Here is a 25,946-nt window from a genome sequence, read left to right as displayed (position 1 = left end):
GAGACCTGCTTAGGATTATTCGTGATCGCCCCGGAGTCCCCGGGCTGATAATGACCGCCATCACACCAACCTGGCATCCATACTATTCTGGGCCAGCCGGCGGGCCTGGTCTTCGGTCATCCCCAGCCCATCGCGCAGCGCCATAAAGTTCTCCAGTACATAACCGCCGAAATAGGACGGGTCATCTGAGTTCACGGTGACCTTCAGGCCGCGCTCCAGCAGTTCCAGAATGTTGTGATGAGCCATGTCCGGGAACACGCACAACTTGGTATTCGACAGCGGACAAACCGTAAGCGGGATCTGCTGTTCCGCCAGCCTGTCGAGCAGCCTCGGGTCTTCTGCGGCACGAACTCCGTGGTCAATCCGGCTCACCTTGAGCAGGTCCAGAGCCTGCCAGATATACTCGGGCGGGCCTTCCTCACCGGCATGGGCAACCGCCAGAAAGCCCTCGGACCGCGCCTTGGCGAACACCCGCTCGAACTTACTGGGAGGATTGTCTTGTTCGGAGCTGTCCAGGCCCACCGCAAAAAACTGGTCACGGAACGGCATGGCCTGTTCAAGCGTCCGGAAAGCATCGTCTTCAGACAGATGTCTCAGGAAGCTGAGAATCAGTCCGCCGGAAATCCCCAGCTGCTCGCGGCCATCACGCATGGCCGCACGGATGCCGTTGAGAGCCACTTCAAAGGGAATGCCACGCTCGGTATGGGTCTGGGGATCGTAGAAGGGTTCAACGTGCACCACGCCCTGAGCCTGGCACTTCTGCAGGTAAGCCCAGGTGAGATCATAAAAATCCTGCTCAGTGCGCAGCACGTCGGCGCCCTTGTAATACAGGTCCAGAAATTCCTGCAGATTATTGAAGGCATAGGCCTGTCGCAATGCCTCCACATCATTCCACGGCAATTCAATGCCATTACGCCGGGCCAGCGCAAACATCAGTTCGGGCTCGAGCGCACCTTCAAGATGAAGGTGCAGCTCCGCTTTGGGCAAGGCTTTCAGCCAGGCTTCGTTCATCGCAGTCTCCGGGACAGTTCTATCGTAAATAAACATATCAAGACAGCAAGGCAGGCTTTACGCTTCATCCGCCTTGCGATAGCTACCCTGATAATCAAAAATCCGTTCCTGTACTTGCCAGTAATGCTTCTGTTTCCGGGCAATGACAAAATCCGGTGCGGTTAACAAGGCTTGTATCTCAAGCACCTCGTCAACTTTGCTGAACGCATGCGGGGCCTGGCTACCCGACAGACGCCGCCCAAACAGTTTGTTGAAGACGTTGCGCTGAGCCAGCTTGCTGAAATCAAAAGACTCCCTGAGTTCTTCCCCATCTTCACTGTGGTAAGTGATCCTCAGCTTGCTGCCCTCTCCGCTAAGGGTAATCCCGGCGCAACGGATCACCATCGCATCTTTGAGTTTCAATGCGTCTCTTAGTTGATCATCCGGGTCGATAATCGCTTTTTTGCACTGATGACAGTTACGGGCCGCAATATCATTCTCGCCGCCACAATGGGGACACTCTTTGAACCGGAAACGGTAATCGCACTGCTCAGGGCGTAGGTTCCGCGCCTCCGGCTCACCCTCTTCAGCGGGTTCCAGCAGGCCCTGACAGCGGCGGCCGTAGTGCTCGATCACACGCCCGTTGTCGTCCGTCTTGCCCCAGAAGATATTGGCGAAACCACAGCCCGGGCAGAAGACCTGCACCGGCTCACTGTCGGGATTCGGTTTCGGCTCTCCCACCTCCGGGTGATGCAGGTTCACATGGTTGCCCGCGTAATCGATCACCAGGCAATCCTGCTTCCCCTCATCCAGGCGAAGACCGCGGCCGACAATCTGTTGATACAGGCTGACCGACTGAGTGGGCCGGAGGATGGCGATAAAGTCGACATGGGGCGCATCAAAGCCCGTGGTGAGTACGGACACGTTCACCAGATACTTCAACTGCCGTTGTTTGAAGCGCTGGATCAGCAGGTCCCGATCCTTCAGATCGGTAGCGCCGGTCACCAGGGCGGTTTGCATATCCGGCAGATAGCCGGTGATCTCGCGCGCATGGTCCACCGTTGCCGCAAAGATCATCACGGCCCGGCGCTCTGCGGCGAGCTCCATCACCTGCTCGATAATGGCCCGAGTTACACGCTTGTGTTTACTCAGCAGCTGATTGACGTCCTTCTCGGCGTATTCGCCAAAGCGGTCCTGGGCAACTGCGGAGAAATCGTATTGCGCCACCGCTGCGTTCACCAACTCAGGCTTGGTAAGATAGCCCCGATTGATCATGTAGCTCAACGGCAGTTCGTAAATGCAATGCTGAAAAGGTTTGGCCTGCTCATCGCCAGAGCCGCGAACAAAGCCACGGTAGTGATAGCGATAGATCCAACCCATGGCCAGGCGATAGGGGGTTGCGGTAAGCCCAAGCACCTTGAGGGAGTGATTCTGTTGTCGCAGAAGATCGATGATCCTCTGATACTGGCTGGTATCCTCACCGCTGACCCGATGGCACTCATCAATGATGACCAACGAGTATTCATCCGAGAACCGGTCCAGATTTGCCGATACCGACTGCACACTGGCGAAGGTCACCTGATGCCGGTTTTCCTTGCGCTTCAGGCCAGCGGAGAAGATGCCACCGCTTAGCCCATAGCTCTCGTATTTGGCATGATTCTGCTCTACCAACTCCTTCACATGGGTCAGTACCAGAATTTTGCGCCTGGCGAGACGGGCCAACTCGGCAATAACCAGACTTTTACCCGCACCGGTCGGCAGCACAATAACTGCAGAATCGTCAGATTTGCGAAAGTGCTGCAACGTGGCATCAACCGCTTCCTGCTGATAGGGCCGCAACTTGAAAGGAGCATTCACTTTGAGTTGCCCCAATTCTCTATGCGCGACCGTGGGCCTGTGAACTGAGCTCCCCGGTGTCTACCCGAACGAAGATCGAATCAGCGGTCACCGTGAGCACATCACCGGCCCAGACTTCGCAGATCACACGGCTCTTGCGACCTACTTCGCCCTCTACCCTGGCTTTGAGGGTCAGTTCCACGCCCATTGGCGTCGGCTTGATAAAGGTGAGGTTAAGCTTGCCTGTAACGCAATCCACGCGCGGCAGGCTGCCCGGCTCACGACCCTCGGCACGATAGTGGTAGGCCATGGCTGTCCAGTTGGAGTGACAGTCCACAAGCATGGCCAGCAAGCCGCCGTAAACCAGCTCGGGCCAACCGAGAAACTTCGGGTCAGGTGTATGAGAACACACCACGTGAACGCCATCCTCGTGCCAATAGCTTTTCAGCTGCAGGCCCTCTGGGTGGGCACTTCCGCACCCGTAGCAAACTCCATCCGGAGCGGCCATATCCTGCAAAGCGGCAGAAACGTTGGTCATAATCAAACTTTCCTTCACAAAACCACATACAAAAAGCGGCAAGAAAGCCGCAACGGGATCAGCATAATACCGAAAAACCAGTAGCAGCAGTAAAAGGCTAAAGCCCTATCATTCCTTTACCCTGACCATCCGACCATCGCACCCGGCTCAATCGCATGACAAATTTATTTTCCATCAGGTTAGTCATTTTGTTCACGACCACCTATAGTGATGAACATTCGTTCACTGTTTAATTTTCGGGTCCCCCTGACCATGCCCGCCGTGAAAAGCCCCGATCAGCTCATAACGACGTCCAGCAGTCTGCTTCCCTTTATTGATGCTTTACCTGATGCCGTTGTTATCGTTAACAATGACCACAGAATCGCTTTGGTAAACTCTCGCGCCGGGGAAATGTTTGGACATCCTGTAGATACCCTGAAAGGTTCAGATCTGTCGATGCTTATCCCCAAGCTTCACCGGGATATGCACAGACACAGGGTCGGTGACTATTTTCAGAACCCCACTCCCCGCTCCATGGGTTTGAATAAAAGATTTTGCGGCGTTCATGCTGATGGCACGGAGATTCCCGTCGATATTACGATTAACACGATCATGTTGGACGGGTGCGTTGTTGCCATGGCACTTGTCAGAGATGTGTCCTACCAAAGAGAGCTGGAAGAGCGCTTGATTCGTGAATCCCTGACGGACGAAATGACAGGTTTTTTCAATCGAAAACATTTCAACAATCAGCTGAGCGCACTGCACTCCGGCTTCACCCGGTCGGGTTTGCCTTCCTCTGTCATCATGTTCGATTTCGACCACTTCAAGAACATCAATGATCAATACGGCCACGCCGCCGGTGACATTGTACTTATTGATACCGCAAAGATGATCAAGGAAGAGCTCCGCCCGTTAGACGTGGCCTGCCGTATCGGTGGAGAGGAGTTTGCCATCATCATGCCGAACACCCGGATAGAAAGTGCAGCGACACTCGCAGAGCGTATTCGCAAACAAATTGAGGCAACGGACTTCAGGCTCGAAAACACAGTTTTTCATGCCACTGTCACTATGAGCGTGGCCTCGTTTCTACCCTCAGACCAATCGTACGACTCGCTAGTCAGAAGGGCCGACAAAGCTCTCTATATTGGCAAAGCCGCCGGGCGTAACTGTATAGCTTCGCAGGACTCAATACCGCCGATATAAGGGGCCTAAAGCCCCGGCTTCTCACCTCAATGATGCCCGCCAGGCCCATGAGCGTGGCCGTGCGCGATCTCTTCTGGCTCGGCAGCGCGTACTTCAATGATTTCGACATCGAAAGTCAGGGTTTTGCCCGCCATTGGGTGGTTGGTATCAACATCAGCAAACTTGAGGCCGACCTTGGCGACGACCACATGGCGTGGGCCCTGCTCTGTTTGCACCTGGGCAATCATGCCCCGCTTCCAGCGTTTGGCGCCCATCAAATGTTTGACTGGCACACGCTGCACCGCGTCAGCCTTACGTGCACCATAGGCTTTATCCGGAGTGACGGTTACACTAAATGTATCGCCGGCCTCACGACCTTCCAAAGCTTCTTCCAGGCCCCGGATAATGCCACCGTGGCCATGCAGGTATGCGTTCGGCTCACCACCGCGGGAATTTTCAACGGTATTGCCTTGCTCATCACTAACACTGTAGTGGAACAAGACAACCTGATTCTTTTCGATTGGCATAGAGTTCTCTGCAATGGTTCTGGGTGCGCCATTATAACCAGCAGCGCCACTGACTCCAGCACTCACTGGTAAGCTAGGCCTCCTGATGAGCCTGCACCTTGCCGTCAACAAGCCCTGTAAACTCTGAAACGGGAACAGGGCGACTGAAATAGTTCCCTTGATAAAGGTCACAGCCAAGCCCTTTGAGAACTTCCAGGTGAGGCCCTTTTTCCACACCTTCCGCCACAACACTGATACCGAAATTCTTGCCCATTGCGATGATAGATTTAACCATAACCAAATCCATTTCATCATCAAGCAAGTCGCGCGTAAAAGAGTGGTCAACCTTCAGTTCGTTGATGGGTAGATGCTTCAGATAATTCAGCGATGAATAGCCCGTACCGAAATCATCCAGCGAAAACGATAACCCGAAATCTACCAACTCATTCAGCTTTTCAATTATTTCCTTGGTGTCGCCCAGCAAAACGGTTTCAGTGATTTCCAGCTTCAACATAGAGCGGTCAATACCCGACTCAGAAACAATCCTTTTCACATTCGTCACAAAATCCCCAGACCAAACCTGCTTCGCACTAATGTTGATCGACATGCGTAAATGTTGATATCGCGAATCAGATTGCCACTCTTTTAGCTGCCTGCAAGCTTCAGCCAGTACCCAGTCACCGATCGGTGAAATTAAATTCGTCCCTTCGACAACAGCCATAAAATCACTCGGGCTCAGCAGACCCCGCTCAGGGTGAGCCCAACGGATCAGAGCCTCGGCAGAGACAAGGTTGAGATTTTCATCATATTGAGGTTGATAGTGCAAAACGAAATCGCCCTGAGCCAACGAGGCCCACAACTCTTTCTCTAACCGCGCAGTCTTGTCAATTTCTTCCTGTATGACCGGATCAAATACTGCGGAATCATCCTTGCCTTTACTCTTGGCCTGATACAGTGCCAAATCCGCTAACTGCAGCAATTCAGAGGCCTCTTTCAAACCAGGTTCAAAAATAGTGATCCCAATACTTGCTGTAATAGCGTAGTTAATCGGAGGGCGGTTTTCGTTCAGCGTTATACTTATGTTTTTGCCAATCTCTGAGCGAATATCCTTAGCAATCAGCTTGGCTTGAGCAGCCGCATTCCGAGGGTCAACATCCAACTCATTAAGAACAATGACAAACTCATCACCGCCGAACCTGGCAACCGTATCATCCCCACGAACCAGTGAGTTAAGCCGCCCCCCCAGAACCATCAGCAAATCATCACCCGCTTGATGCCCATAGGTATCATTCAGGTACTTGAAGTTATCCAGATCTAAAAATAATACTGCACCGCACTTCCCGGAACGCTTACAACGATCGAGAGCAAGACCTAACCTGTCGTTCAATAGTGCGCGATTTGGCAGACTGGTTAGAGAATCATAAAAAGCCAATGACTCTATTTCGGATTGGTTAATTTTTTGCTGCGTAACATCCTGAACAATCCCTGCCAGCAGCAACGGCTTACCTTCCTCATCGTACTCAACAATACTTCCACGATCCCAAAGCCATATGACTTCTCCATCGGGGCGATTAAACCTGAACTCAATTTCATATGGGGTATTCTTTTCCAATAACGCCTCAAGAGCATCGGCAACACGCTGTTTGTCGTCCTCAACAATGCGAGACATGAAATACGAGAACGAACCTCTCGAACGGTTAATTCCGGTAATTCTTTCCCAACCTTTACTGAAAAGCACCACATTGGTCTCTGTGTTCCAGTCCCACATTCCTTCTCGGGAAACAGACAAAACCAGCTCCAACCGCTTGGAGTTAAACTCGGCCAGATTCTTTAATTCGGTTATTTCAGTAATGTCTCGAGCAATAACAGCAACGTTCGGCTCACCGTTACTGTTCTTGAATGGGATTTTCAGCGACTGGTAATGGCGAACCTCGCCTGTATTGCTATCAGTAGAGTCCTCATAAACCGTTTCGGGCTCGAAGCGCCGCATCACGCTCTGAACGTTTTCTTTAAAAAACCTGCCCTGCTCCTTATTGCCAGTAAAAAAGGAGTCTTCTTTACCAATCATTTCCTCTGGGGTGGTGCCGTATAGCTTTGCCACGTAGCTGTTTGCAAAAACAAAGTTGCCTTCCCAGTTTTTAGCCAGGATAGGCTCTGGTATGGCGTTAACGATGTCAGACAGCAACCTGTTTTTTTCTCGCTCAGCATCCAGTTGTGATTGAGGTGAATCGCCCATTAATCTACTGCCCATGTCTAGAATCTTGAAACTAACATTGAACATAAATCAATCTTTGATTCGATGCCTCAGGATTTTTGTAACTCTTTTCCAGTGGCAAACGGAGCTGTTCAGCACAATTTGACGCGATGCAGGACCTGATAGGGGCCTTGCACGTCTCTGGTTTCGTATTGAGCAAACACGATTTCGTGAACCGTAAAATCGATATCGTGTGAGCTGAGCTCAGAAATCGATCCCACTATGTCGGCCGGCCTGTAAGCTTCATTATAGAATCCCAGAGTGACGTGCGGGGTGTAAACACGTTGGTTGTCAACGTTAGCAGCACTACCCAGGCACTCGCGTATGGATGCCAGATTACCCAAAGGGTCGTGAACTTGAATGTAAGGGCAGATAGCAAAGCTGTTGCAGCCGGATAACTGTAAGGGAAATGCTCTGAACGAACGTTTCTCTAGCTGATCAACTTGCCTCAATACCAAATTCTGATGGACTTGCTTCTCCGAAAGCAGGCCTGCCAACGCCAAGGTAATGTGGGGCTGTCGTGCATAGCCTGCGTGCAGTTTGTCGGACAAATGCTTCTGACACGCCTCTACTTTATTCAGGCAGGCCGGGTTTGTTACTTCGATTGCCCAGAACCCGAAATGAGGGGCTCCTTTATGCCACTCACGGAAATCCCGCAGCTCGGCTGGGCAAGTAGCTTCAAGGGCTAAAAAGTCGGAAAACATAGTATGGATCGCTCAACGTGGCACGCTACCCCGGTTTCCCGAAGTTGATAAGCACAACATCCTGGTCTTAAATGAAAAGGTTATCCGGCACACTGTATTTTATGGCGGTTCAGTCTCATTAGCGACATAGCGCCATTGTGAGAGACAGCGATCAGTCTCTCAGGCGAAATGTTTTATCCGCATGAAACATCGTATTCAAAGGAGGATTTTATGAAAAAGCTCCATGCACTCGCGTTTTATGCTTTGATCACACCGGGCATAGCCCTGGGTTCAGCGGCATTGCTTGCCGAAGAAGGCAGTGACGCGAATCAGGATTTGGGAGAACAGGACATGGGCCACCATGCTGAACCCCAAAACCAGAACTCTGAGCTACATCAAGGGTCCACCAAGTCCAAATACAATGCAGCTGACACCACGGGCAGAACTGACAAAAAAGACAAAAAAGGCAAAGCTGGTCCGAAAAAGGGCGACCATTCGGGCAAACATAAAAAAGAAGATATGGACGAGCAGTAACCACTAGTTCGTCATCAGAATCAGGCCTTTTTCGGACTGAACCAATAAAGGCCTGCCGGTGTCTCAGGAGAGCACGCTAGGCCAGCTGTTTATCCGGCACCGCCGAGCTTTCCACCACAGAACCATGCTTCTGTTCGGAACGGGCTATCACTGAGGTACACGCCAGGTCTCCGGTTACGTTCATAGCCGTGGCCCCCATACCCACAAGGGCATCAATAGAGACCAATAGAGCAACAGTTTCGATGGGCAGTCCCACCTGCGCAAACACGGTAGCAATCATGACAATACCCGCGCCCGGCACCCCAGCAGTACCTATAGAGGCGAGGGTACCGATCAGCACAATTTCCAGCATGGTGACAAAGTCCAGGGGCACCCCTACCACATTGGCGGCAAAGACTGCGGAAATGGCAATGCGGATACCAGCCCCATCCATATTGATGGTGGCGCCCAGTGGCAAGCTGAAACCAAAGATACGCTGAGGAATACCCATTCGACGGGCTGCGTTCAGCGTCAGAGGCAGGGTTCCGGAGCTGCTCTGGGTAGCAAAGGCCGTGGCAACCGGAGCACGGGCCTCACGAATAAAGTCCGCCAGGCCAACACCATTGAGACGCATAAGAACCGCGTACACCGCCAGCTGTACCGCCAGAGCGATATACAACACCATGACCATGTCCCCCAAGGCCAGTATCGTGGCCATGCCCTGCTCACCTGCGGTAGTGGCCACAATCGCGAACACACCAATCGGAACATACTGCAGAACTCCTGCCATCACCTTCATCGTGACATCGTTCAGGCCAGAGACCACGTCATACACCTTGGCTCCTGCTTCACCGTGGGTGTCTGATTCCCGCAGTTTCAGCAAGGCAATGCCAAACACAATCGCGGTAAAAATAATTCCCAGAAGGTTCGGTTGGGCAAATGCCTCCACAATATTGGCGGGAACAATGTTCAGAAGCACTTGAACAAAGCCAGGATTCTCCGGCACTTCAACACTGGCCGAAGACGTTAACTCCAGCCCGCTGCCGGGTTCAAATAAGGAAGCCACACCCAACCCTACCGCAATAGCCAGAGCCGAGGTCAGCACATAGAAACCCAGCAGTTTCCGGCCCACACGCCCCATGCTGGAAAGATCGGCCTGATTGATGCCCACCATCAGGGTAAACAGAACAATCGGCACGATCAGAAACTTCAATAACTTGAGCAGCAGCTCACCAAAAGGGTTCAGCCATTCAGCCACCACCGGTCCGCCTACAAGGCCGACAACCAAACCAAGAACCAGCGCAATACCAATACGCAGCACCAAAGAAGTCTTCAGATACACATCAAGCACAGATTTCATGGAGGCTCCCGTTACACCCAGGCCCGTTAATGAGCAAGCGTTCAAATATCTAAGGAGGGGGATTCTGGTCAGCAGCGGCCTATGGGTAAACCGGTATTCCCACGTACGTTACTCACAAAAGCTTTGGATAAGGTTGCTGATAACATCGGGTTAGTCAGCCGAAAGCCTTGTGCTACGGGAGCTCGGGAGAGCTGGTGCAAAAAAAGGCTATACATGAAGGCTATATGAATATGAAGGATCCGTCTCAGCAGGTGAGGAATGCCTCGCTCACGTCCACCGCCACATCGACAAATCAACGTTCAAAACAGGTACCGCCTGTAGTTATCGAGTGGAACCGGAAACTCTACAAAATGCCGGCACAGCTTTCTGGTTAAAAGGCCCATTTTCTGTCAATGGCTTCCAGAGAACCATCTGCGACCAATGACTGATAGGCCACTAGCAAGCGCTTTAATTCATCAGCCGTTACCGACGCCTTGCTGACCCCAAAGAACACGGGTTCTTTAATCACAGTAAAAGGGTGAACCACCAGACCGTAATCCGGGTTGCGCCTTCTTTCAGCCAGGATGTCCAACGGTTCATCGAAGTAGCCAAGCAGCCGGCCCAGCAATACCTTGTCGTCGTTCTGGGGGCCGACCAACTCTTCAGCGCAGGCCTTGAATACATCGTCGCTTCTCAGCCTTTCAGCAAACTCATCGCCGTAAGCGACATCTGGCTGAATACCAAATTTCAGGCCAAGTGATTGACACTGCGCAACCAGATCGTCAAGAGAGCTGATCGGCAGCGCAGCATTCTCCCTCGTCACAACCAGGCTCATCTGGGTGTATCGCTCTGGACCAATCCAATGCAGGTATTCGGAGCGTTCTTCGGTGATGTTTACATTTACCAGCACGTCTACCTGCCCCTGCCTGGCCATGATCAAAGCGCGTGACCACGGAATTTCAACGACATTCGGGGTGAATCCCGCGCGCTCCACCAGAGCGACAGCCATCTCGACGTCAAGGCCTTCCCATTGTTTCTCTGAGTTTTTGTAATAGTTGGGATAGAAGTTGCCCACCCTGATATCAAGGCTTTCTGTTGCCTTCGAGCTTGCGGCCATTAACAACAAAAAAAGCAGCACCAAGAGGTGAAATAAACGGCTATCGGTACTTGAATGAAGTTGAAACAAGAAGCGCACCTTTTCAAAATGAACTGATTTAAAGTAACAGGTTTTCGCCGACGTCACATTGATACTTGAGATTAGATGATACGTATACTGGTTGGGTTTTGACCACCAACCAATGCATGCAGTTCGAGGTACCTCCTGAATGATTAAACCCCTTCAATGGCTCATCAGAACCACCATATTTTTGTTGGTTCTGCTGGCAGGCCCCGCATTGATTGCGGCCTGTAGTAGCCAGTCTGGCCAGAGTTGGCGTGACGCCGATCGCTCCAGCGCGGGCATTGCGCCGCTACCCGGCGAGACCGAGGAAGCCATTGTGCAGGTTTATGGTGCCCGAGCTTATAATTGGCGCGGCAATTTTGCGGTCCATACCTGGATTGCGACCAAGGCGCGCGGGGCATCCACCTACGAGGTTCACGATGTCACTGGCTGGGGTTATAAGCCGGTGCGGTCCCGCCCCGGTGAGCCGGACACCGCCTGGTATGGCAACCCGCCGATGTTACTGGCAGATCTCCGTGGTGAGAAAGCAGAGGCCGCCATCATCAATATCCAGAAAGCGATCGACGACTACCCCTTCGCGAATGAATACACAGCCTGGCCCGGGCCCAACAGCAACACCTTTGTAGCCTGGGTAATCCGGCAGGTACCCGAACTGGACGTCGCGCTGCCCAATATTGCCATCGGGAAAGACTATCTCGATGAAGGAGTGTTTGCGAAAGCACCCTCCGGTTCGGGCTACCAGTTCTCCCTGAATGGGTATTTCGGCATTATGGCGAGCATGCGGGAAGGTGTTGAGCTGAATATCCTCGGCCTCAATATCGGTGTTGACCCTCTCTCTTTGGCCGTCAAATTGCCAGGCATCGGGCACCTTGGCTTGCGCGACCCCTGGATGGATCGCTCCACTTGGCAAACAGCACCGGCTATCGAACAGGTTTCAGATGCAAATTAGCGGTCACTCCCGCACGCCTGCGATAGGCGGGCTTTAAACTGAGTGAGAATTTCCAAGCTTGAGAACAGTCTGGGCATGATTGGTCGCGCCCAGAAAGCGGGAGCAACCTTGTGATAACTGTTTGTTCAGAAGAGGCATTGTCAGAATTACTGCAAACACACCCGGCCGTCCTGATCCTATTCGGAGGCCCCCACTGCGGCGTATGCCAGGCAATCAAGCCTCAGCTTGAAAAGCTTGCCAGTGGGGAATTCCCGATGCTGGTAACAGCCTACATTGATTGCCAGGAAAGCGGCGGACAATTGTGCGCAGCTCGCGGCATTTTTTCTCTTCCGGTCGTACAGCTATGGTTTAACGGCCAGCGTTTCGCGGAGTTTGCCAGAGTTTTTTCCATCGGAGAGGTTCGTACCGCGCTGGAAAGGCCCTATCACCACCTCAATGATGGCTGAATGGTTCACCACCAGAACCACAACCAGCCTGCGATCGTATCTACCTGGATGCCAGCCTACATCGGTTTTATGACCGCAGATCCCCCCGGAGCATCCAGACACTTATGCTGAATCCTACCATCGTGGATTCTTCGCCAATCTTGCAAAAGGCCGGCCGCCCGAACAATGCGCCATGAACACCCACGACACGGCGTCAGTCGGTGGTCTGGTAACAATTGCCCCACTGGTGTTCTCAGAGCGGCTCCGAGGTACGGAAGTGCCCGACATACAGTCTCTTTGCCGGGAACACCTGGCACTGACGCACCCGGATGAAAGCTTGATGCAGGTCTGTGATCGCTATGTAAGCCTTCTTTGCGGCCTTATGGAAGGGTCAGACGAAGAAGGCGTCAAGGCGCTGCTGTCGGAAGCCGGTAAAGGTGCAAAAGGCCTGGATGTTGCGGCATTGGTGAAACGAAACCTGCCGGACAACCAGGTGGTGGGCCGGATTTACTCACCCGCGTGCTACATCTCAGACTCCTGGCCGATTGTTTTGTACCTGGCTTACAAATACCGCAGTGATCCCTGGTTAGCGCTGCGGGTAAACACCAACCTGGGCGGCGATAACGTTCATCGGGGCATGGTGCTTGGAGCGATATTGGGGCTAATCAGTGATGACGTGGCCGCCCGCTGGTTTGATCAGTTAAAGGATCATGAGGCGATTGGCCGGGAGATTGCTGCGCTGATCAGTGCTGCGGCTGCAGCCGGATAGTCGTCGGCGGAACTAGGCTTTAGGTGCAAATAATCGAGATAACAAGTCCCGATAAATCCGATTATTCCAGTCCTGAACGATGATCTGAGACCTGAACAATTGCCACAATTCCCACGAATAGACGATCAAGAGCAAGATGACTGCCGGCCAAAGCAACCCCGCCCTCAGGCGCACTGAAACCAAACCCTTTGGCGTCGTTCTATGCAGTGAGAAATCCTTTCTGATTCAATTCACTTCCCCCCCCTTGAAGCAATCTGACGTGAAACATAAATCAGTCTTTGATTCGGTGCCTCAGGAGCTTTGTAACTCCTCGCCAATGGGGCTTAAAGGAAAGCGATCAACCACTGTGTATACAGAACCATCAGCACTCTGCTCGCTTTCAAAAAGCACAAACTGATCCACCTGAAACGACCCGAAAGCCGTCTCGCCATACTCGGCCAGCAAGCCTTCAACCGAACCAGGCTGACGTTTGAATCGGGAAAGGGTGATATGGGGGAGAAATGCCCGGCTTTCCGTTATTAATCCAAGGCGTTCCATTTGCTCTTTAATCGCACAATGGAGGCTGACAACGGGAGCCTCCGGCTGGATTGCCGCCCAGAGATTTCGGGGAGCGCAAGGCTGGCCGAAACAACCTAACCCCGCGACACTGAGTTCAAAAGGAGCCTGGGGGTTGCGGCGGGCAGCCTCGCACACCGCTGATAGACGACCTTCATCAACGTCGCCAAGGAACAACAAGGTGATGTGCATCTGCTCAACACTTTGCCATTTGGCAGCGGACACCTCTGCCCTGACCTTCGACAGGCGGGCTTTGATCTGAACGGGTATCTCCAATCCGAAGAAGAGTCTAGGCATAATTTGGAGCATCCAGTATGTCAGGCAATCCAGCCTTAGCTTGAAAAGCTTGCCTGAGATGAATTTACGAAGCGGGTAACAGCCTATATTTATTGCGAGAAAAGGAGGGATTACCTCTCAACGGGCGCTCTTGTATTCGTCAAAGATTACTCATCTAGCCCAAATTTTTTCCGAATGCGCTTGGCCCATGATGGCCTTTGTATTTTGTAGCTATATGTACTTTCAGGAACAATGATGTTCGGGTTGGCTAATACGAGCGCGTCGAAAAAAGCGCGTCGATCAAACCCACGATAATTCCCGTACATCAGTTGCTTCTTCTCCCCGTTTTTGAGCACTATCAAGTTTGAAATAAACTCTTGCGTTGCATCACTTACTTGCTTTAATTCCGTAATGTCAGAAACTTTGACCTGCCAGCTCACATCACCGAAGGTAGGGTCAAAATAGGACAGCATGGTTGGCGTGACACAAACCCTGATTTGCTTATTTTCAAGCCAGAACCACAGTGCCAAACCAAGCAAAATAGCCTCAACAACCCAAATGGCGATATCAAGAACGTCAAAGAGCTGCGTTAGCGCACTTTTATCACTCGTTAAACCAGGGAGGTATTTGTGTGCTGCCACGTATAGAAGGAATGTCAGCCCAGCATTGAAAACAAGCAACAATGCTGAAGAACGTTGCTTCCTGGTAAAAATGAAGTAAGTTGCCATTTTTTCCTTCGTGAAAATATATTACATGCGCGCCAGGGCCCTTTTTCTAGAAGATTGCCCGGCAGCTTCCCATCGATTGTGCCGTCAGATACTCACAAAACGCCTTCACATCAGGATTGGTAAACTCACTGGAAATCAACTCGCCCGGAATCAGCCCTTCATCCCATCGCGACGTAACCAGAGTATGCGGGTACACGTTACCGTCGCCGGGATAAATCTGCACCTCGGCTTGGGTCTGATGAATATAGAGATCGCGAAGTTCTTTGGTGCAACGAAGCGCGCTGTGGTCATCGCGGATAACGCACTGATAGCCCTCCCCGGCGAAAAACTCACTGCCGACGGATAACAACGAACTTGTGCTCAGAGTAGAAGTCGGCATCGGGTGGATGGTTCGGGAGACGTCTTTGGCGATATTCGTGCAGCCGGCGATTAACGACAGCAATAGAAGCGTCAACACTTTGAACGTATTCACAAGAGTGCACTGAAACAAGACCGCTGGATTCTTTTGAATAGGCATCACTTTGGTTGTAACTCTTAAAAGAAAACCATTATAGCCAGCATCTGCGCTGACTCCAGAAGAGGAACGCGCCAGGCCTGTCGCGGCCCTGCGCCTTATGCAATAATGATATAACAGAAACCCAAAATATAATATTATTAGGAAATGCAAGTATGAAAAGGATTTTAGTGTGCACCCTCGTTTCAGCATTAATGGTTGGCTGCGGAGGTGGTGGCAATGGAAGCAACCTGGAGTCAGTCAACGAAGAGACGGGGTCGCCTGGGGAAGGCGAAGACAACGGGACCGTAACGCCAGGAGACCAGATCACAGCACTTGAGGGCTCCTGGAAGAAGCAATGCGGAAACGTTGATGGCGAATCGCACTACGATATCGTAACGGTATCCTTCACCGGAGGCAGGTACACCACAAGTATCGAGAACTATATCGATAGCGGTTGCACGACCCCGTTTCAGGACGCTCCGAACCCTGTCGCATCAGGTGACTTCTCACTGGGTGAAAATATATTGCTAGGTGATGGCGTCACCGCTACGGAACTCAACATACACGTTACCCAGTTCAATGGTGCCGACTTCGAAATCTACGAATACGATGTTGTTTACATCAACAACAATGTTCTCTATACAGGAATAGAATCAGGCAGTTCACCAGACCTGCGGCCAACCAGTCTCAACTATAATCGTCCATTCTATCGACTGAACTAGGTTTATTGATCTCAACCGGGACAGATCTGTCCCGGTTTCGCGGTTTCGTGACTTGATGCTTCACTTCAGTGTCTTACTTTCGTTACCACTTCGGGTACTGCCGGCTCACCGGGTTTGCCGGCGAGAATGCGGTCGGCATCCAGTGAGGCAATCGGTATTCGCGTATCCCTCGGGACGTCGCCGCTTAGCTGCAGCTCAAGATAGCGGAGTGCACAAACCCGCAGGAAGGAAGTGAAGTTGCCGAGGTCGTGGCCGGCATCAATGGATTCGTGGTAAAGCCGGGTAATCATCTGTGGCAGGTTCATGCCGTCCCGTTCAGCCAGCTCTGCCAGCACCTGCCAGAAAGCGTTTTCCATCCGCACACTGGTCACCATGCCATCAATACGCAGAGAATGAGTCCGACTGATCCAAAGCTCCGGATCGGCGTTAATAAAAAGCTTGCACATGGCGACCTCGCTGGAAGCGTTGAGGGGCCGATCATATCGGCCCCTGCCGCGTTATTGATCCAGTAATTTGAAGAACTGCGCCAACCAGGCCGGATGAGCGGGCCATGCAGGCGCTGTTACCAGATTAGCATCAGTTACAGCCTGATCAACCTCGATACCGGCAAAGGTGCCGCCGGCCAGCTCTACTTCCGGTTGGCAGGCCGGATAGGCTGAGCATTTTCGGCCCTCCAGAACCCCCGCTGCGGCCAGCAACTGGGCACCGTGGCAGATCGCCGCCACCGGTTTGTTGGTTTCGAAGAAATGGCGCACCAGATTCAGCACATCCTTGTTCAGGCGCAGGTACTCGGGTGCGCGACCGCCGGGCACCACCAGTGCGTCGTAGTTCGCCGGGTTCAGCCCGTCGAAATCCCCATTCAGAGCAAATCGATGGCCAGGCTTTTCTGTATAAGTCTGGTCGCCCTCGAAGTCATGGATGGCCGTAGCAACGGTATCGCCCGCTTTTTTGTCCGGGCAAACGGCATGAACCGTGTGGCCGACGGCTTGCAGTGCCTGGAACGGCACCATGGTTTCGTAATCTTCGGTGAAATCACCGGTAATCATCAAAATCTTTTTCCCGCTCATGGCTATCTCCTTAATCTTGTTTTTGCCAAGTCCGAAAACAGTAGCAGGGGGGATAGTGGAGCGGGTATTAAGGGACTACTACAGGCCTTCTCAGCCAAAGATATGGGCTTGCTCCTCCACTTAGCGACCGTAGGTTGGCAGCTTCATGTGCCGGTTCACATCCTTGTAAAGCAAATAGCGAAACGGGCCCGGCCCGCCGGCGTAGCAAGCCTGCGGGCAAAAGGCTCGCAGCCACATGTAATCGCCAGCCTCTACTTCCACCCAATCTTTGTTGAGCAGATACATGGCCTTGCCTTCGAGCACATACAGTCCATGCTCCATCACATGGGTTTCAGCAAAGGGAATCACGCCACCGGGCATAAAGTTGACGATATTCACATGCATGTCGTGCCGCATATCCTGCATATCCACAAACCGCGTAGTGCTCCAGCAGCCATTAGTATCGGGCATGACCAGTGGGTCAATCAGCATTTCATTGGTTACGAACGCTTCAGGAACATCAACGCCTTCTACCTTCTCGTAGGCCTTACGAATCCAGTGAAAGCGCACCGTCTCGCCCGAGTTGTTGTGCAGTGTCCAGTCGCTGCCCGGCGGAATGAATGCGTAGCCACCCGGCTGCATGTTGTGCTCTTCGCCGCTCAGAGTGAGTGTCAGCTCACCCTCAACGATAAACAACACACCCTCAGCGCCCGGATCGGTTTCCGGTTTGTCGCTACCACCACCCGGCTGCACTTCCATAATGTACTGGGAGAAAGTTTCAGAAAAACCGGTCAGTGGCCGCGACAGCACCCACAAACGCGTACCTGTCCAGAATGGCAGATGGCTGGTGACTATGTCTCGCATCACACCCTTGGGAATCACTGCATAGGCCTCGGTGAACACCGCTCGGTCTGTCAGCAGTTGCGTTTGAGGCGGGTGCCCGCCCGTGGGCGCGTAATAGGTTTTCGGTGTATTCGAACTCTGGTCCATGATGGCCCCTTCAAGAAAAACTTAAGCTGGATGGGGTTCCACTCAGCAGCGGGCTATGCCTACTGAACCGGAACTGCATCGTATTTTTTTGGTGCGAACGTAGTAAGTAAAACCGCCCAGTACAGCGCCAATAATCCAGGCGTACCCAGACAAGTCGCTCAACACAGGCACCCACACCGCCGCTACGGAGAATGCTCCACCCACTACAAATGCAATAACTGCGTTGTCGTGCCAACCTTTGTTGTAGTGATACTGGCCCGCCTCCATGTTGTAAAGGTCATCGCGGCTAAGCTCCTGTTTACGCACTACGTAGTAATCAACAATCAAAATACCAAACAACGGAGCCAGGGTTGCGCCCAGCGTGTTTACAAAGCCAGCAATACCTATCTGGCTGATCACTGCAGTCCACAACCCGCCAATAACCAGGGCAAACGCGGATGTGATCAAGCCGGCCTTACGAAAGCTGATGGTAGATGGCGACAGATTGGCAATGCCGTTAACGGCAGGAATAAAGTTAGCAACCAGGTTGATGCCAACCGTCGCGGCAAAGAAAGTGATGGCTGCGATTATGCCCAGGAACACACTGTCTGAACGCTCCACAATAGCAGTGGGGTTGATGATGGCTTCACCATAAACAACCGCGGCGCCCGCCGTCGTAAGCAAGGCCAAAGCGGAGAACAGAATCATGTTCATCGGCAGCCCCCAGAAATTGCCCTTGACCATGGCCTGTTTGTTTTTTGCATAGCGGGAGAAGTCACTGAAGTTGATCATCACCGCTGCAAAATAAGCCACCATGGTGCCAAAGATGGCAACAAAACCCGCCGCCTCGGTCTTCCATGTCCCTTCGGGGTTCGCAAAAATCGTTTGTGCGGCAGATAGTAGTTGTCCGTCTGATTTGCTCCAGAGCACGATCAACAAGCCAATCATAACCAAGTACACAAACGGGCCTGCCAGGTTCAAAAAACCTTCAACCCAGTTCATACCGCGCCAGAAAATAATAATGTGAAACGCCCATACGAACAGGAAGGCCACCCAGTCGACGCCGCTTAAACCAAGAAATATCACCTCGGACTCGGCGCCTGTAATGGACTTGATCAACAACGCTAACGCGGTTGAGGCAAAGTAGACTTGCGCGCCGTACCAGAACACAGCGACGACTGCGCGCAGAACCGCAGGCAACTTGGCCCCCGCCGTACCCATACTGGCGCGGGCGAATACCGGGTAGGAAATACCGTAGCGCTCCCCTGCTGCCCCGGACAAATTAACCATGTACATGACAAACAGGCCGGCCGCGATCAAAGCAGTAAATGCAGTCCATCCACTCACGCCAAATGAAATAAATAGCGATGCGACCAGGGTGTAGCCAAACAAAGACTGAATGTCGTTTGCCCACACGTTGAATATTGCAAACGAGCCCCACGTTTTTTCCCTGGCGGTAATGGGGCGCAGAGTGTTTTCACTTTCACTGACGACGGTATCGCTGGCTGGTTGCATGCCAATCTCCTGAGATTAAGTGGTACCCGTACAGGGTTACTGCACAAACCTCAGGCATCAGCAAGATACGGACCATGACAAATCCGCATCCATTCTCAGGCATAGTTAGACAACCGCCGAAATCACAACAGCCAGAACACTGCGACGTAGCGCCCTCCGCGACGATATGGGGAGAGCCCCGGCCGACGGCGGTCCGATATAGCTACGTTTACTTCTCCGAATAAAATAGGGCGAAAAGATCAATGCCGGGCGGTACTGAGCACTAAAGTGGAGCATAAAGAGCTCTGAGCCGATAATTTCTTATCGGTGGTAACATCCGTCCACGCTCCATTCTTCAACTTAACCTTAGCAACCGGGCTCACGTTGCCGATCATGAACATTTTGCTGGAGTCTGACTTTCTCGCGTTTGAGTCACAACATCCATAAGGAAAGCGAAGCCACAGCCTGGTCTTTCATGGAAAGCCATTAGCATTCAGACTAGAAACTGGACCTGTGCAATTACATACAACCAGCCTTAAGAGGCCCCTATGGCAAAGCCAAAACGAATCTACCTCGCTGGCCCTGAAGTTTTCTTTCCCGCCGGCGAACATCAGTTCATCGTAGCCGAGAAAAAACGCCTCCTTGGGGAATACGGGTTTGAAGGCGTAGACCCACTGGATACCGAGTTGGTGTTTTCAGAGGGCGAGGCAAAAGCTGATTGCGGGCATAGAATCTACAAGGCCAACCGTGAACTGATGGACAGCTGCGATGCCATCATCGCCAACCTGACACCGTTTCGTGGTATCAGCGCTGACCCGGGTACCGTCTATGAGGTGGGTTACATGATCGGCCAGGGCAAGCCTGCATACGGATTCACCCTGGATAGCCGGCACTACCGGGAACGGGCAGGTGCAACCGAACTGGACGACATGGACCATACAATCGAGGACTTCGAGCTGAGTGATAACCTGATGATTGAGGGCGGCATCCACGAATCCGGCGGGCAACTCTTTGTGGCTGAGCAACCAGGCGAGCACCCGTTTTTCTCAGCAGAGCTGTTCCACCGCTGCGTTCAGGCGCTTACCTGTCATGATCACTTCCGGTTAAGTTAATTTTTCATTAAAAAACTCAATGGTACGTTGCCATGCAAGCTCTGCGTTTTCTTCATCATATCGGGCGGTCGAGTCATTATGAAAACCATGGTTAGCCCCCTTATACATGTACATTGTGTATTCCACATTATTCGCTTTTAAATCTTGCTCGTACTCAGGCCATGTATCATTAACACGTTTATCCAATTCACCCAGTTGTATCAAGAGCGGTGCTTCAATATTCTTACGTAAGTTTTCGCTTGCAGGCGTACCATAAAACGGCACGCCGGCGCTCAGAAGGCCTGGATCAACCGCCGCCAGGTAATTTACAACATAACCACCAAAGCAAAAGCCAACAGCGCCTAATTTCCCATTGCTATCAGGGTGCGACTTTAAATAATGTGCAGCGGCTACGAAGTCATTTTGTATTTTCGCCCTGTCCATCGTTTTTTGCATTGCACGGCCTTCATCGTCGTTACCCGGATACCCCCCTAAAGGAAATAACGCATCCGGCGCAAAGGCGATAAAACCCACTTTAGCAAGTCGTCTTGCCACATCTTCGACATAAGGGTTCAAGCCCCGGTTTTCGTGTATCACCAAGACAACAGGAAGCTTACCCTCCACATTTCTCGGAACAACGAGATAACCCCGGCCTTTACCATGCCCATCAGGCGAGTCAAATTCTTCGTACGTTGCCTTTATATCTTCATCATTAAACGATACCTGCTCTGCGAGGGCATAATCAGGCAATAAGGCGGAGGTTAATACACTGAGAGAAAAGCCAAGAACAGCTAACCCACTGAGCTTTCGCATAAAAGTACGTCGATCGATCAAACCATGTGCATATTCATCATACCAATCGAATGCTTCCTGAGGGATATGATCTGATGTTGGCGTATTCATAACTGATCCTCGGTTTTTAAACACTTACTGACTTTGTACCATAGCGTAACAACACTAAAACTGGCAGTTTTCGTGCTTTGTACTGGCTGATTCAGCAGGCCTGCACCGATATGGGCGCATGACGGTTTGGCAAGAAACCGGAAAAAAGCCTGGCCAACGAGATAATATGGCGCCATCCAGTTCATCCAGAGAGTGGGTATTCAAATGAAATTAAAAAAATTTTTAGCCGTTAGCGCAGTCAGCTCCGCAATTTTTCTAGGTGCCTGTGCAAATACACCCGGGGCCACCGATAAAGATGTGACAACGGAAAACCTGATTCGTGGCGGCGAGTGGGTTGTGGACGATATAAGCGGCAAAGGCATTATCGACAGCTCTCGTGTCAGCATCGTGTTCATGGAAGGCAATAAGGTAGTGGGTAGCTCATCCTGCAATCGTTACAGCGGCGAATACCAACTCAATGGATCCGAATTTACCGTTGGCGAAAATATGGCCTCTACCCGAATGGCCTGTGCGCCGGCGCTGATGAATCAGGAAGAATCTTTTTTGAAGCTGCTCATGAATGTGAACCAGGCGCGCTTTGGCGATCACGGCGAATTGCTGTTGAGCACCCCCGAAGGAGAAACTATCCGCGCTTTTCAATCGTCACCCAAGCCGTAGTTTGGACGGGTACGTGTGAGCTCGCCGGTGCGCATCTCGCGAGCGCGCATCGGCATGGCGTCGATACGGCGGAAAATGGCGTCAAGGTCGAGATAGGAGTCCCGGCTTTTGATGCCGCCGTCCTTGCCTATCAACAGGACCTGGCCATCCGAACGCGACTCTTCCAGCATAGCCTTCACGTCACTCTTGAGGCTGCTCGAAACAGATTGCTGATTCGAAACCACACCCGAACCAGTACTTACAAACCAGACAATATCACGGTCATCCACTTTGGCCCGGACACCCCTGAGCGTTTCAATCTCACCGCCATTTTCACTGGCTGCTTGCACCAGAATGAGTCGGTTTTTCCACCGGTAGTCGTTCAACCTGTCCATGTCAGCCCCGTGAGCAGTCAGTGTAATAAGCGAAAGCATCACCGCCAGAACGGTTTTGATTCTAGTAACGAAAAAATTGAGACTCATTTCTTTGCCCCGTCATCGTTCGCTCAAAAAATACGAGCGTCTGTACCCACCTGATCATACGAACGGCCACAAGGAATCTCTCACACCTGTTGGAGAGCTCGCTATTCTAGAGCTATTGCTACAAACGAGGATGCAGGAACGCCAGGCTCTGGCATTTTGCGCGAAAATACATCTGTCCCGATTTTCGAAGGCTCCTACGGTTGGGATAATCATTCCACCCCGTATAAACTGCACTTGAGCAACCCAAGAAACCAAACCTATGCAAACCATCCTCGGCGGGAGACGAGCCGACTGCTCCACGGACCCAACGAAGTGGATTCAAACTGCGATCAGGTATCATTGGCAATGAATAAAACTACCGAGGATAAAACAGCATCAGCGCCGCCGCCCGAAAAGAAGGGCTTCAGTGGCTTGCATGTCTTTGGCATTGTGCTGCTCACCATCGTTGCCACCGTCGGCGCTGGTTACTGGTGGTTAAGCCACTATGTGTTTCCTGAGAACTTCGAGCCCGTAACCCTGAATGCCAGCGAACAGGATTCACTCAACAACAAACTGACTACTCTCGGCATTGATACCCAAGGCGCCGAATCCGGCCGCCCGCTGCAGCCGGTACCCTACAGTGAAAAAGGCGCCAGCCGGGAGGTACGTTTCAGCGAGCGGGAACTCAACGGCATGCTGGCCAATAACACCGACCTGGCTCAGAGACTCGCAGTAGACCTTTCGGACGATCTGGTGAGCGCCCTCCTTCTGGTGCCTCTTGAAGAGGGCTTCCCTGTACTCGGCGGCAGAACCCTGCGAGTAAATGCCGGTGTGGAATTGTCCTTTGCCAACGGTCGCCCCCTGGTCAAGTTAAGGGGCGTCAGCCTCATGGGCGTGCCCATTCCGAATGCCTGGCTGGGTAACCTCAAGAATGTGGACCTTGTAAACGAGTTCGGCGCCAACCCGGGATTCTGGCAATCCTTTGCAGCGGGTGTGGATCATATCCAGGTTGAGGATGGCCGGTTGCTTGTCCGGCTCAAGGAATAAATAACCCAACAAGGAGACACCATGTCGTACACCAGCCGATATACACCCGAAACCCTGAGCCGTGATGAGCTGGAACAGAGCACGGGCCCAATGGTGATCGAATTCGGCACCAACTGGTGCGGGATCTGCCAGGGTGCTCAGGCGGACATCAAGGCGGCAATGGACAATCACCCAGACATTCCGCATGTGAAGATTGAGGATGGCAAAGGCCGCAGATTGGGGCGGACGTTTGGCGTTAAGCTCTGGCCGACCCTGATTGTTTTGAAGGATGGTGAAGAAATAGCGCGGGTCGTCCGCCCGAGCGACAGCAGCGTCATTGAAGATGCACTGCTAAAAATTCACTAAGGCCGGTGCCGGCAATTGCTGGCCTGCCAGGACCAATACGGAAACTGGATAATAAATCTGGCCCGGTTTTCCCCAAAAATAAATCGGTCCAGGTTTTCGCTGGTTATGCATTCTCCAGTTTTTCAAGAGCCTGCTGATGAGATAGCTCTTCCCCTTCCCAAAGCTCGACCCTATGAGCACCAGCCCCAAAGGCAACTTCCCGAAGCACTTTTACCTCAACTTCAGACAGCCCCCCTTCCGTCATTTCGATAGGGTGCATTAGTACAGCCGGGCTCCGTTTTATAAGTTTTTTCGGAAGCACCTTCTTTATGCCGTTAAGTAATTCATGCTCGGCTCTTACGAATTCTCCGATCAACAGGCGGGATGTGCTGAATGGCTCCGGAGAACAAACAATTTCGACAACAGGCTTGCCGGACACTTTCATAATCTCGAAGCGGTCCCGCGAAACCTTTACGTACACCTTTTCTTCAAACAGTTTTCTCAACACTATCTCGTCCTATGTTTAACGAGGTTCTGGAAAAACCTTCCCCGAATTTGATCCACGGAAACCCAGAGATGCTGTTGGTAGTGACTCGAGTTGCCCGCCTTTACTGCGTGGCCTGGTCAATCTTTTCCAACTGCCTGGCCGCCTCATCCTCCATAAACTTCTTCATGTCCTCTTCGAACTTCGGCACATCGCCCGGGCTCGTCGGAACCTTTGGCGCATTGTCGGCCCTCATTTCCGCAGCCCGCTCAGCGTTGGCCTCTTTACCTTTGTTCAGTTGCTGAGTCACCAACAGACCAACCACCAATACAGCGGCGAGCAAAAGGATAAGTTTCATAACGGTTTCCCATTCAGTGGTTACCGAGCAGATTAGCTCAATCGGTGCGCATCTCGCGAATGCGGGTCAGCATGGCATCGATCCGGCGGACACCCTTGCCTGACTTGAAACCAGACTTGTCCCGCTTTTGAGCGCTTACGACCTGCCAGTCAAAAACCATAACAACAAGCCAGAAACTCCGAAAAGAAGCACTGCAAAATGGACAGCCAGGTTCTTCCGGATAGTTGGGGCAGGCTTGGCAGTGAAACTGAAATAGTCCTCTCCAAACAGCCCAACGCCGCAGCCCTCACAGTAGTTTTTCGAGTAAGAGAGTCTGAGTTCAGATGGCTCAAACTTTTTCCGACAGCTGTAACAACTGGGCTTAATCACTTGGGGCTCCGATTCGTCTGGTGGTTGAAATAATCGGCTCAGATGGCAGGAAATCTGAAAACCGGGACATATTTATCGTCATTACCCAGCTACCAAACAAGCGGCCGCAAAGAATTCAACAAATCGAAGTCCATTTGCTGCCGCAAACCCGCCGCTTCCGGGGCTACAAGCAGCCAGCCAAGAGCGCCCAGATTAGCGAAAACCGCCAGCCAGAAAACGAACTGATAGCTCACCTTTCGCGTTTTATGCCGAAAAACCTGTTGCGCCATAAGTGCACCAGGCCAGCCACAGCAGAGTTCAAAGAAGTGCAGCCTTTTCTCGGGTGTACGCTGTGCTCCCCGTTGAGCCGCCCGCTTATCAATCCAATACATCACAAACAACAGCAGACTCACCCCACCATAGGCAGCCGGGATAGAAACAGGCATATAACCCCGATGAAACAAGCCTGCCAGAGTGGTGAAAAACGCAAGCACAACAACAGCCGCCACCCAGACTCCCGGAGCGATACTGGCGCCTACCTTTGCTGCTCCCGCATACTGAAACCGCCCAGCCCTCAGCCGGCCCCGGTCATCCTTCGAGATGCTATACGTCACCTTGCGATCAGAAACCGGTCGCCCTCGGCCTGCATAACTGCTGATATGCGCAAAAACCCGCTCACCACCGGCTTCCGGAGTAATAAATCCAAACCCCTTGGCATCATCCCAGACAGTGAGAATTCCTTTCTGATTCAATTCACTTCTCCTCGAAGCAGGAGCATTTGATCAGGCCTGCCATGATTGAAAGAGCTAACAGATAATAAAGTGCAGTAATAAAGGGCTGGAAAGCCGGGCTCAAATCCATTTCT

31 protein-coding genes are annotated in these 25,946 nt (G+C 52.1%); 10 read left to right on the top strand and 21 right to left on the bottom strand.

All coding sequences use genetic code 11. The annotated features are described in order from the left end of the window. Positions 1-60: 60 nt before the first annotated feature. The 3 genes from Q4606_RS04145 to Q4606_RS04135 are packed head-to-tail and all read right to left on the bottom strand — an operon-like array spanning position 61 to position 3,364. Complete coding sequence (locus tag Q4606_RS04145; RefSeq protein WP_303596447.1) at positions 61-1,011, bottom strand: adenosine deaminase; 951 nt, start codon at positions 1,009-1,011, stop codon at positions 61-63. Between the two features lie 57 nt (positions 1,012-1,068). After that, positions 1,069-2,847: a DEAD/DEAH box helicase gene (locus Q4606_RS04140; protein WP_303606757.1), complete on the bottom strand. Its 1,779-nt coding sequence runs from the start codon at positions 2,845-2,847 to the stop codon at positions 1,069-1,071. Between the two features lie 19 nt (positions 2,848-2,866). Further along, positions 2,867-3,364 carry a PaaI family thioesterase gene (locus tag Q4606_RS04135; RefSeq protein WP_303606756.1) on the bottom strand — a complete coding sequence of 166 codons (498 nt, stop codon included), beginning with the start codon at positions 3,362-3,364 and terminating at the stop codon, positions 2,867-2,869. Between the two features lie 252 nt (positions 3,365-3,616). Here Q4606_RS04135 and Q4606_RS04130 point away from each other — a divergent pair, with 252 nt between their 5' ends. After that, positions 3,617-4,546 (top strand): sensor domain-containing diguanylate cyclase, encoded by a 930-nt coding sequence (locus Q4606_RS04130; protein WP_303596450.1) that lies wholly within the window; start codon positions 3,617-3,619, stop codon positions 4,544-4,546. A gap of 26 nt (positions 4,547-4,572) precedes the next feature. Here the strand turns inward: Q4606_RS04130 and Q4606_RS04125 are convergent, their stop codons facing one another. The 3 genes from Q4606_RS04125 to Q4606_RS04115 all read right to left on the bottom strand — a co-directional run bounded on the left by Q4606_RS04125 (position 4,573) and on the right by Q4606_RS04115 (position 7,989). Beyond that, complete coding sequence (locus tag Q4606_RS04125) at positions 4,573-5,052, bottom strand: peptidylprolyl isomerase (RefSeq protein WP_368502307.1); 480 nt, start codon at positions 5,050-5,052, stop codon at positions 4,573-4,575. Positions 5,053-5,125: 73 nt separating this feature from the next. Next, on the bottom strand, positions 5,126-7,282 hold the full coding sequence (locus Q4606_RS04120; protein WP_303606754.1) for an EAL domain-containing protein: 2,157 nt from the start codon (positions 7,280-7,282) through the stop codon (positions 5,126-5,128). Between the two features lie 95 nt (positions 7,283-7,377). Then, positions 7,378-7,989, bottom strand: a complete 612-nt coding sequence (locus Q4606_RS04115) for a 2'-5' RNA ligase family protein (RefSeq protein ID WP_303606753.1) — start codon at positions 7,987-7,989, stop codon at positions 7,378-7,380. 210 nt (positions 7,990-8,199) lie between these two features. Here Q4606_RS04115 and Q4606_RS04110 point away from each other — a divergent pair, with 210 nt between their 5' ends. Then, the gene (locus Q4606_RS04110) at positions 8,200-8,502 is read left to right on the top strand and encodes a hypothetical protein (protein WP_303606752.1); all 303 of its coding nucleotides are present in this window, start codon (positions 8,200-8,202) and stop codon (positions 8,500-8,502) included. A gap of 76 nt (positions 8,503-8,578) precedes the next feature. Here Q4606_RS04110 and Q4606_RS04105 read toward each other — a convergent pair whose 3' ends face one another. Both Q4606_RS04105 and Q4606_RS04100 read right to left on the bottom strand, forming a co-directional pair. Next, positions 8,579-9,841, bottom strand: a complete 1,263-nt coding sequence (locus Q4606_RS04105; RefSeq protein ID WP_303596455.1) for a dicarboxylate/amino acid:cation symporter — start codon at positions 9,839-9,841, stop codon at positions 8,579-8,581. A 370-nt stretch (positions 9,842-10,211) separates the two neighbouring features. After that, the gene (locus Q4606_RS04100) at positions 10,212-11,006 is read right to left on the bottom strand and encodes an ABC transporter substrate-binding protein (protein WP_303606751.1); all 795 of its coding nucleotides are present in this window, start codon (positions 11,004-11,006) and stop codon (positions 10,212-10,214) included. Positions 11,007-11,145: 139 nt separating this feature from the next. On the opposite strand from Q4606_RS04100, the gene Q4606_RS04095 reads away from it, so the two are divergent. The 3 genes from Q4606_RS04095 to Q4606_RS04085 all read left to right on the top strand — a co-directional run bounded on the left by Q4606_RS04095 (position 11,146) and on the right by Q4606_RS04085 (position 13,143). After that, positions 11,146-11,949: a DUF3750 domain-containing protein gene (locus Q4606_RS04095; protein WP_303606750.1), complete on the top strand. Its 804-nt coding sequence runs from the start codon at positions 11,146-11,148 to the stop codon at positions 11,947-11,949. Between the two features lie 110 nt (positions 11,950-12,059). Then, the gene (locus Q4606_RS04090) at positions 12,060-12,395 is read left to right on the top strand and encodes a co-chaperone YbbN (RefSeq protein WP_303606749.1); all 336 of its coding nucleotides are present in this window, start codon (positions 12,060-12,062) and stop codon (positions 12,393-12,395) included. A gap of 79 nt (positions 12,396-12,474) precedes the next feature. After that, complete coding sequence (locus Q4606_RS04085) at positions 12,475-13,143, top strand: ADP-ribosylglycohydrolase family protein (RefSeq protein WP_303607009.1); 669 nt, start codon at positions 12,475-12,477, stop codon at positions 13,141-13,143. 291 nt (positions 13,144-13,434) lie between these two features. Here the strand turns inward: Q4606_RS04085 and thpR are convergent, their stop codons facing one another. From thpR to Q4606_RS04070, 3 genes are all read right to left on the bottom strand, one after another. Continuing rightward, positions 13,435-13,995, bottom strand: coding sequence for an RNA 2',3'-cyclic phosphodiesterase (thpR, locus tag Q4606_RS04080; RefSeq protein ID WP_303606748.1), 561 nt, complete (start codon positions 13,993-13,995; stop codon positions 13,435-13,437). Between the two features lie 146 nt (positions 13,996-14,141). Next, positions 14,142-14,702: a hypothetical protein gene (locus Q4606_RS04075; protein WP_303606747.1), complete on the bottom strand. Its 561-nt coding sequence runs from the start codon at positions 14,700-14,702 to the stop codon at positions 14,142-14,144. Between the two features lie 46 nt (positions 14,703-14,748). After that, positions 14,749-15,174: a hypothetical protein gene (locus tag Q4606_RS04070; RefSeq protein ID WP_303606746.1), complete on the bottom strand. Its 426-nt coding sequence runs from the start codon at positions 15,172-15,174 to the stop codon at positions 14,749-14,751. Positions 15,175-15,371: 197 nt separating this feature from the next. On the opposite strand from Q4606_RS04070, the gene Q4606_RS04065 reads away from it, so the two are divergent. Beyond that, positions 15,372-15,920 (top strand): hypothetical protein, encoded by a 549-nt coding sequence (locus Q4606_RS04065; protein WP_303606745.1) that lies wholly within the window; start codon positions 15,372-15,374, stop codon positions 15,918-15,920. Positions 15,921-15,985: 65 nt separating this feature from the next. Here Q4606_RS04065 and Q4606_RS04060 read toward each other — a convergent pair whose 3' ends face one another. The 4 genes from Q4606_RS04060 to Q4606_RS04045 all read right to left on the bottom strand — a co-directional run bounded on the left by Q4606_RS04060 (position 15,986) and on the right by Q4606_RS04045 (position 19,450). Further along, the gene (locus tag Q4606_RS04060; protein WP_303596463.1) at positions 15,986-16,366 is read right to left on the bottom strand and encodes a ribbon-helix-helix domain-containing protein; all 381 of its coding nucleotides are present in this window, start codon (positions 16,364-16,366) and stop codon (positions 15,986-15,988) included. 51 nt (positions 16,367-16,417) lie between these two features. Further along, positions 16,418-16,987 (bottom strand): DJ-1/PfpI family protein, encoded by a 570-nt coding sequence (locus tag Q4606_RS04055; protein WP_303596464.1) that lies wholly within the window; start codon positions 16,985-16,987, stop codon positions 16,418-16,420. Positions 16,988-17,107: 120 nt separating this feature from the next. Then, complete coding sequence (locus tag Q4606_RS04050; RefSeq protein WP_303606744.1) at positions 17,108-17,956, bottom strand: bifunctional allantoicase/(S)-ureidoglycine aminohydrolase; 849 nt, start codon at positions 17,954-17,956, stop codon at positions 17,108-17,110. Positions 17,957-17,998: 42 nt separating this feature from the next. Beyond that, positions 17,999-19,450, bottom strand: a complete 1,452-nt coding sequence (locus tag Q4606_RS04045; protein WP_303596466.1) for an NCS1 family nucleobase:cation symporter-1 — start codon at positions 19,448-19,450, stop codon at positions 17,999-18,001. A 527-nt stretch (positions 19,451-19,977) separates the two neighbouring features. Between Q4606_RS04045 and Q4606_RS04040 the strand changes: the two genes are divergently transcribed. After that, positions 19,978-20,541 carry a nucleoside 2-deoxyribosyltransferase gene (locus Q4606_RS04040; RefSeq protein WP_303606743.1) on the top strand — a complete coding sequence of 188 codons (564 nt, stop codon included), beginning with the start codon at positions 19,978-19,980 and terminating at the stop codon, positions 20,539-20,541. Here Q4606_RS04040 and Q4606_RS04035 read toward each other — a convergent pair. Next, on the bottom strand, positions 20,533-21,423 hold the full coding sequence (locus Q4606_RS04035; protein ID WP_303606742.1) for a dienelactone hydrolase family protein: 891 nt from the start codon (positions 21,421-21,423) through the stop codon (positions 20,533-20,535). The genes Q4606_RS04040 and Q4606_RS04035 overlap by 9 nt on opposite strands. Positions 21,424-21,627: 204 nt before the next feature. Between Q4606_RS04035 and Q4606_RS04030 the strand changes: the two genes are divergently transcribed. Then, positions 21,628-22,080, top strand: coding sequence for an META domain-containing protein (locus tag Q4606_RS04030; protein ID WP_303606741.1), 453 nt, complete (start codon positions 21,628-21,630; stop codon positions 22,078-22,080). On the opposite strand, the gene Q4606_RS04025 is transcribed toward Q4606_RS04030, so the two are convergent. Beyond that, a complete protein-coding gene (locus Q4606_RS04025) occupies positions 22,059-22,541 on the bottom strand; it encodes a DUF4174 domain-containing protein (protein WP_303606740.1) in 483 nt (160 codons plus the stop codon). The two genes, Q4606_RS04030 and Q4606_RS04025, sit on opposite strands and share 22 nt — an antisense overlap. 345 nt (positions 22,542-22,886) lie before the next feature. Here Q4606_RS04025 and Q4606_RS04020 point away from each other — a divergent pair, with 345 nt between their 5' ends. Both Q4606_RS04020 and Q4606_RS04015 read left to right on the top strand, forming a co-directional pair. Continuing rightward, positions 22,887-23,567: an arginine N-succinyltransferase gene (locus Q4606_RS04020; RefSeq protein WP_303606739.1), complete on the top strand. Its 681-nt coding sequence runs from the start codon at positions 22,887-22,889 to the stop codon at positions 23,565-23,567. A 21-nt stretch (positions 23,568-23,588) separates the two neighbouring features. Then, positions 23,589-23,912: a thioredoxin family protein gene (locus Q4606_RS04015; RefSeq protein ID WP_303606738.1), complete on the top strand. Its 324-nt coding sequence runs from the start codon at positions 23,589-23,591 to the stop codon at positions 23,910-23,912. A gap of 103 nt (positions 23,913-24,015) precedes the next feature. Here Q4606_RS04015 and Q4606_RS04010 read toward each other — a convergent pair whose 3' ends face one another. From Q4606_RS04010 to Q4606_RS03995, 4 genes are all read right to left on the bottom strand, one after another. Beyond that, positions 24,016-24,399, bottom strand: coding sequence for a hypothetical protein (locus tag Q4606_RS04010; protein ID WP_303606737.1), 384 nt, complete (start codon positions 24,397-24,399; stop codon positions 24,016-24,018). Positions 24,400-24,499: 100 nt separating this feature from the next. Continuing rightward, positions 24,500-24,733: a hypothetical protein gene (locus tag Q4606_RS04005; protein WP_303606736.1), complete on the bottom strand. Its 234-nt coding sequence runs from the start codon at positions 24,731-24,733 to the stop codon at positions 24,500-24,502. 37 nt (positions 24,734-24,770) lie between these two features. Continuing rightward, positions 24,771-24,893, bottom strand: coding sequence for a hypothetical protein (locus Q4606_RS04000; RefSeq protein WP_303606735.1), 123 nt, complete (start codon positions 24,891-24,893; stop codon positions 24,771-24,773). 298 nt (positions 24,894-25,191) lie between these two features. Next, positions 25,192-25,833 carry a cold shock and DUF1294 domain-containing protein gene (locus Q4606_RS03995; protein WP_303606734.1) on the bottom strand — a complete coding sequence of 214 codons (642 nt, stop codon included), beginning with the start codon at positions 25,831-25,833 and terminating at the stop codon, positions 25,192-25,194. Between the last annotated feature and the right edge of the window lie 113 nt (positions 25,834-25,946).

The sequence above is a fragment of the Marinobacter sp. 1_MG-2023 genome (assembly GCF_030549045.1).
Taxonomy (GTDB): Bacteria; Pseudomonadota; Gammaproteobacteria; order Pseudomonadales; family Oleiphilaceae; genus Marinobacter.
Note: the sequence above shows the minus strand (reverse complement) of the source record. Positions and strands in the feature narration are given on the sequence as shown.

Excerpts from the sequence above, each read along its gene's own strand:
- Q4606_RS04145 (WP_303596447.1), bottom strand. The coding sequence starts at position 1,011 with ATGAACGAAGCCTGGCTGAAAGCCTTGCCCAAAGCGGAGCTGCACCTT.
- Q4606_RS04135 (WP_303606756.1), bottom strand. The coding sequence starts at position 3,364 with ATGACCAACGTTTCTGCCGCTTTGCAGGATATGGCCGCTCCGGATGGA.
- Q4606_RS04130 (WP_303596450.1), top strand. The coding sequence starts at position 3,617 with ATGCCCGCCGTGAAAAGCCCCGATCAGCTCATAACGACGTCCAGCAGT.
- Q4606_RS04125 (WP_368502307.1), bottom strand. The coding sequence starts at position 5,052 with ATGCCAATCGAAAAGAATCAGGTTGTCTTGTTCCACTACAGTGTTAGT.
- Q4606_RS04120 (WP_303606754.1), bottom strand. The coding sequence starts at position 7,282 with ATGGGCAGTAGATTAATGGGCGATTCACCTCAATCACAACTGGATGCT.
- Q4606_RS04115 (WP_303606753.1), bottom strand. The coding sequence starts at position 7,989 with ATGTTTTCCGACTTTTTAGCCCTTGAAGCTACTTGCCCAGCCGAGCTG.
- Q4606_RS04110 (WP_303606752.1), top strand. The coding sequence starts at position 8,200 with ATGAAAAAGCTCCATGCACTCGCGTTTTATGCTTTGATCACACCGGGC.
- Q4606_RS04105 (WP_303596455.1), bottom strand. The coding sequence starts at position 9,841 with ATGAAATCTGTGCTTGATGTGTATCTGAAGACTTCTTTGGTGCTGCGT.
- Q4606_RS04095 (WP_303606750.1), top strand. The coding sequence starts at position 11,146 with ATGATTAAACCCCTTCAATGGCTCATCAGAACCACCATATTTTTGTTG.
- thpR (WP_303606748.1), bottom strand. The coding sequence starts at position 13,995 with ATGCCTAGACTCTTCTTCGGATTGGAGATACCCGTTCAGATCAAAGCC.
- Q4606_RS04075 (WP_303606747.1), bottom strand. The coding sequence starts at position 14,702 with ATGGCAACTTACTTCATTTTTACCAGGAAGCAACGTTCTTCAGCATTG.
- Q4606_RS04065 (WP_303606745.1), top strand. The coding sequence starts at position 15,372 with ATGAAAAGGATTTTAGTGTGCACCCTCGTTTCAGCATTAATGGTTGGC.
- Q4606_RS04060 (WP_303596463.1), bottom strand. The coding sequence starts at position 16,366 with ATGTGCAAGCTTTTTATTAACGCCGATCCGGAGCTTTGGATCAGTCGG.
- Q4606_RS04055 (WP_303596464.1), bottom strand. The coding sequence starts at position 16,987 with ATGAGCGGGAAAAAGATTTTGATGATTACCGGTGATTTCACCGAAGAT.
- Q4606_RS04050 (WP_303606744.1), bottom strand. The coding sequence starts at position 17,956 with ATGGACCAGAGTTCGAATACACCGAAAACCTATTACGCGCCCACGGGC.
- Q4606_RS04045 (WP_303596466.1), bottom strand. The coding sequence starts at position 19,450 with ATGCAACCAGCCAGCGATACCGTCGTCAGTGAAAGTGAAAACACTCTG.
- Q4606_RS04040 (WP_303606743.1), top strand. The coding sequence starts at position 19,978 with ATGGCAAAGCCAAAACGAATCTACCTCGCTGGCCCTGAAGTTTTCTTT.
- Q4606_RS04035 (WP_303606742.1), bottom strand. The coding sequence starts at position 21,423 with ATGAATACGCCAACATCAGATCATATCCCTCAGGAAGCATTCGATTGG.
- Q4606_RS04030 (WP_303606741.1), top strand. The coding sequence starts at position 21,628 with ATGAAATTAAAAAAATTTTTAGCCGTTAGCGCAGTCAGCTCCGCAATT.
- Q4606_RS04025 (WP_303606740.1), bottom strand. The coding sequence starts at position 22,541 with ATGAGTCTCAATTTTTTCGTTACTAGAATCAAAACCGTTCTGGCGGTG.
- Q4606_RS04020 (WP_303606739.1), top strand. The coding sequence starts at position 22,887 with ATGAATAAAACTACCGAGGATAAAACAGCATCAGCGCCGCCGCCCGAA.
- Q4606_RS04015 (WP_303606738.1), top strand. The coding sequence starts at position 23,589 with ATGTCGTACACCAGCCGATATACACCCGAAACCCTGAGCCGTGATGAG.
- Q4606_RS04005 (WP_303606736.1), bottom strand. The coding sequence starts at position 24,733 with ATGAAACTTATCCTTTTGCTCGCCGCTGTATTGGTGGTTGGTCTGTTG.
- Q4606_RS04000 (WP_303606735.1), bottom strand. The coding sequence starts at position 24,893 with ATGGTTTTTGACTGGCAGGTCGTAAGCGCTCAAAAGCGGGACAAGTCT.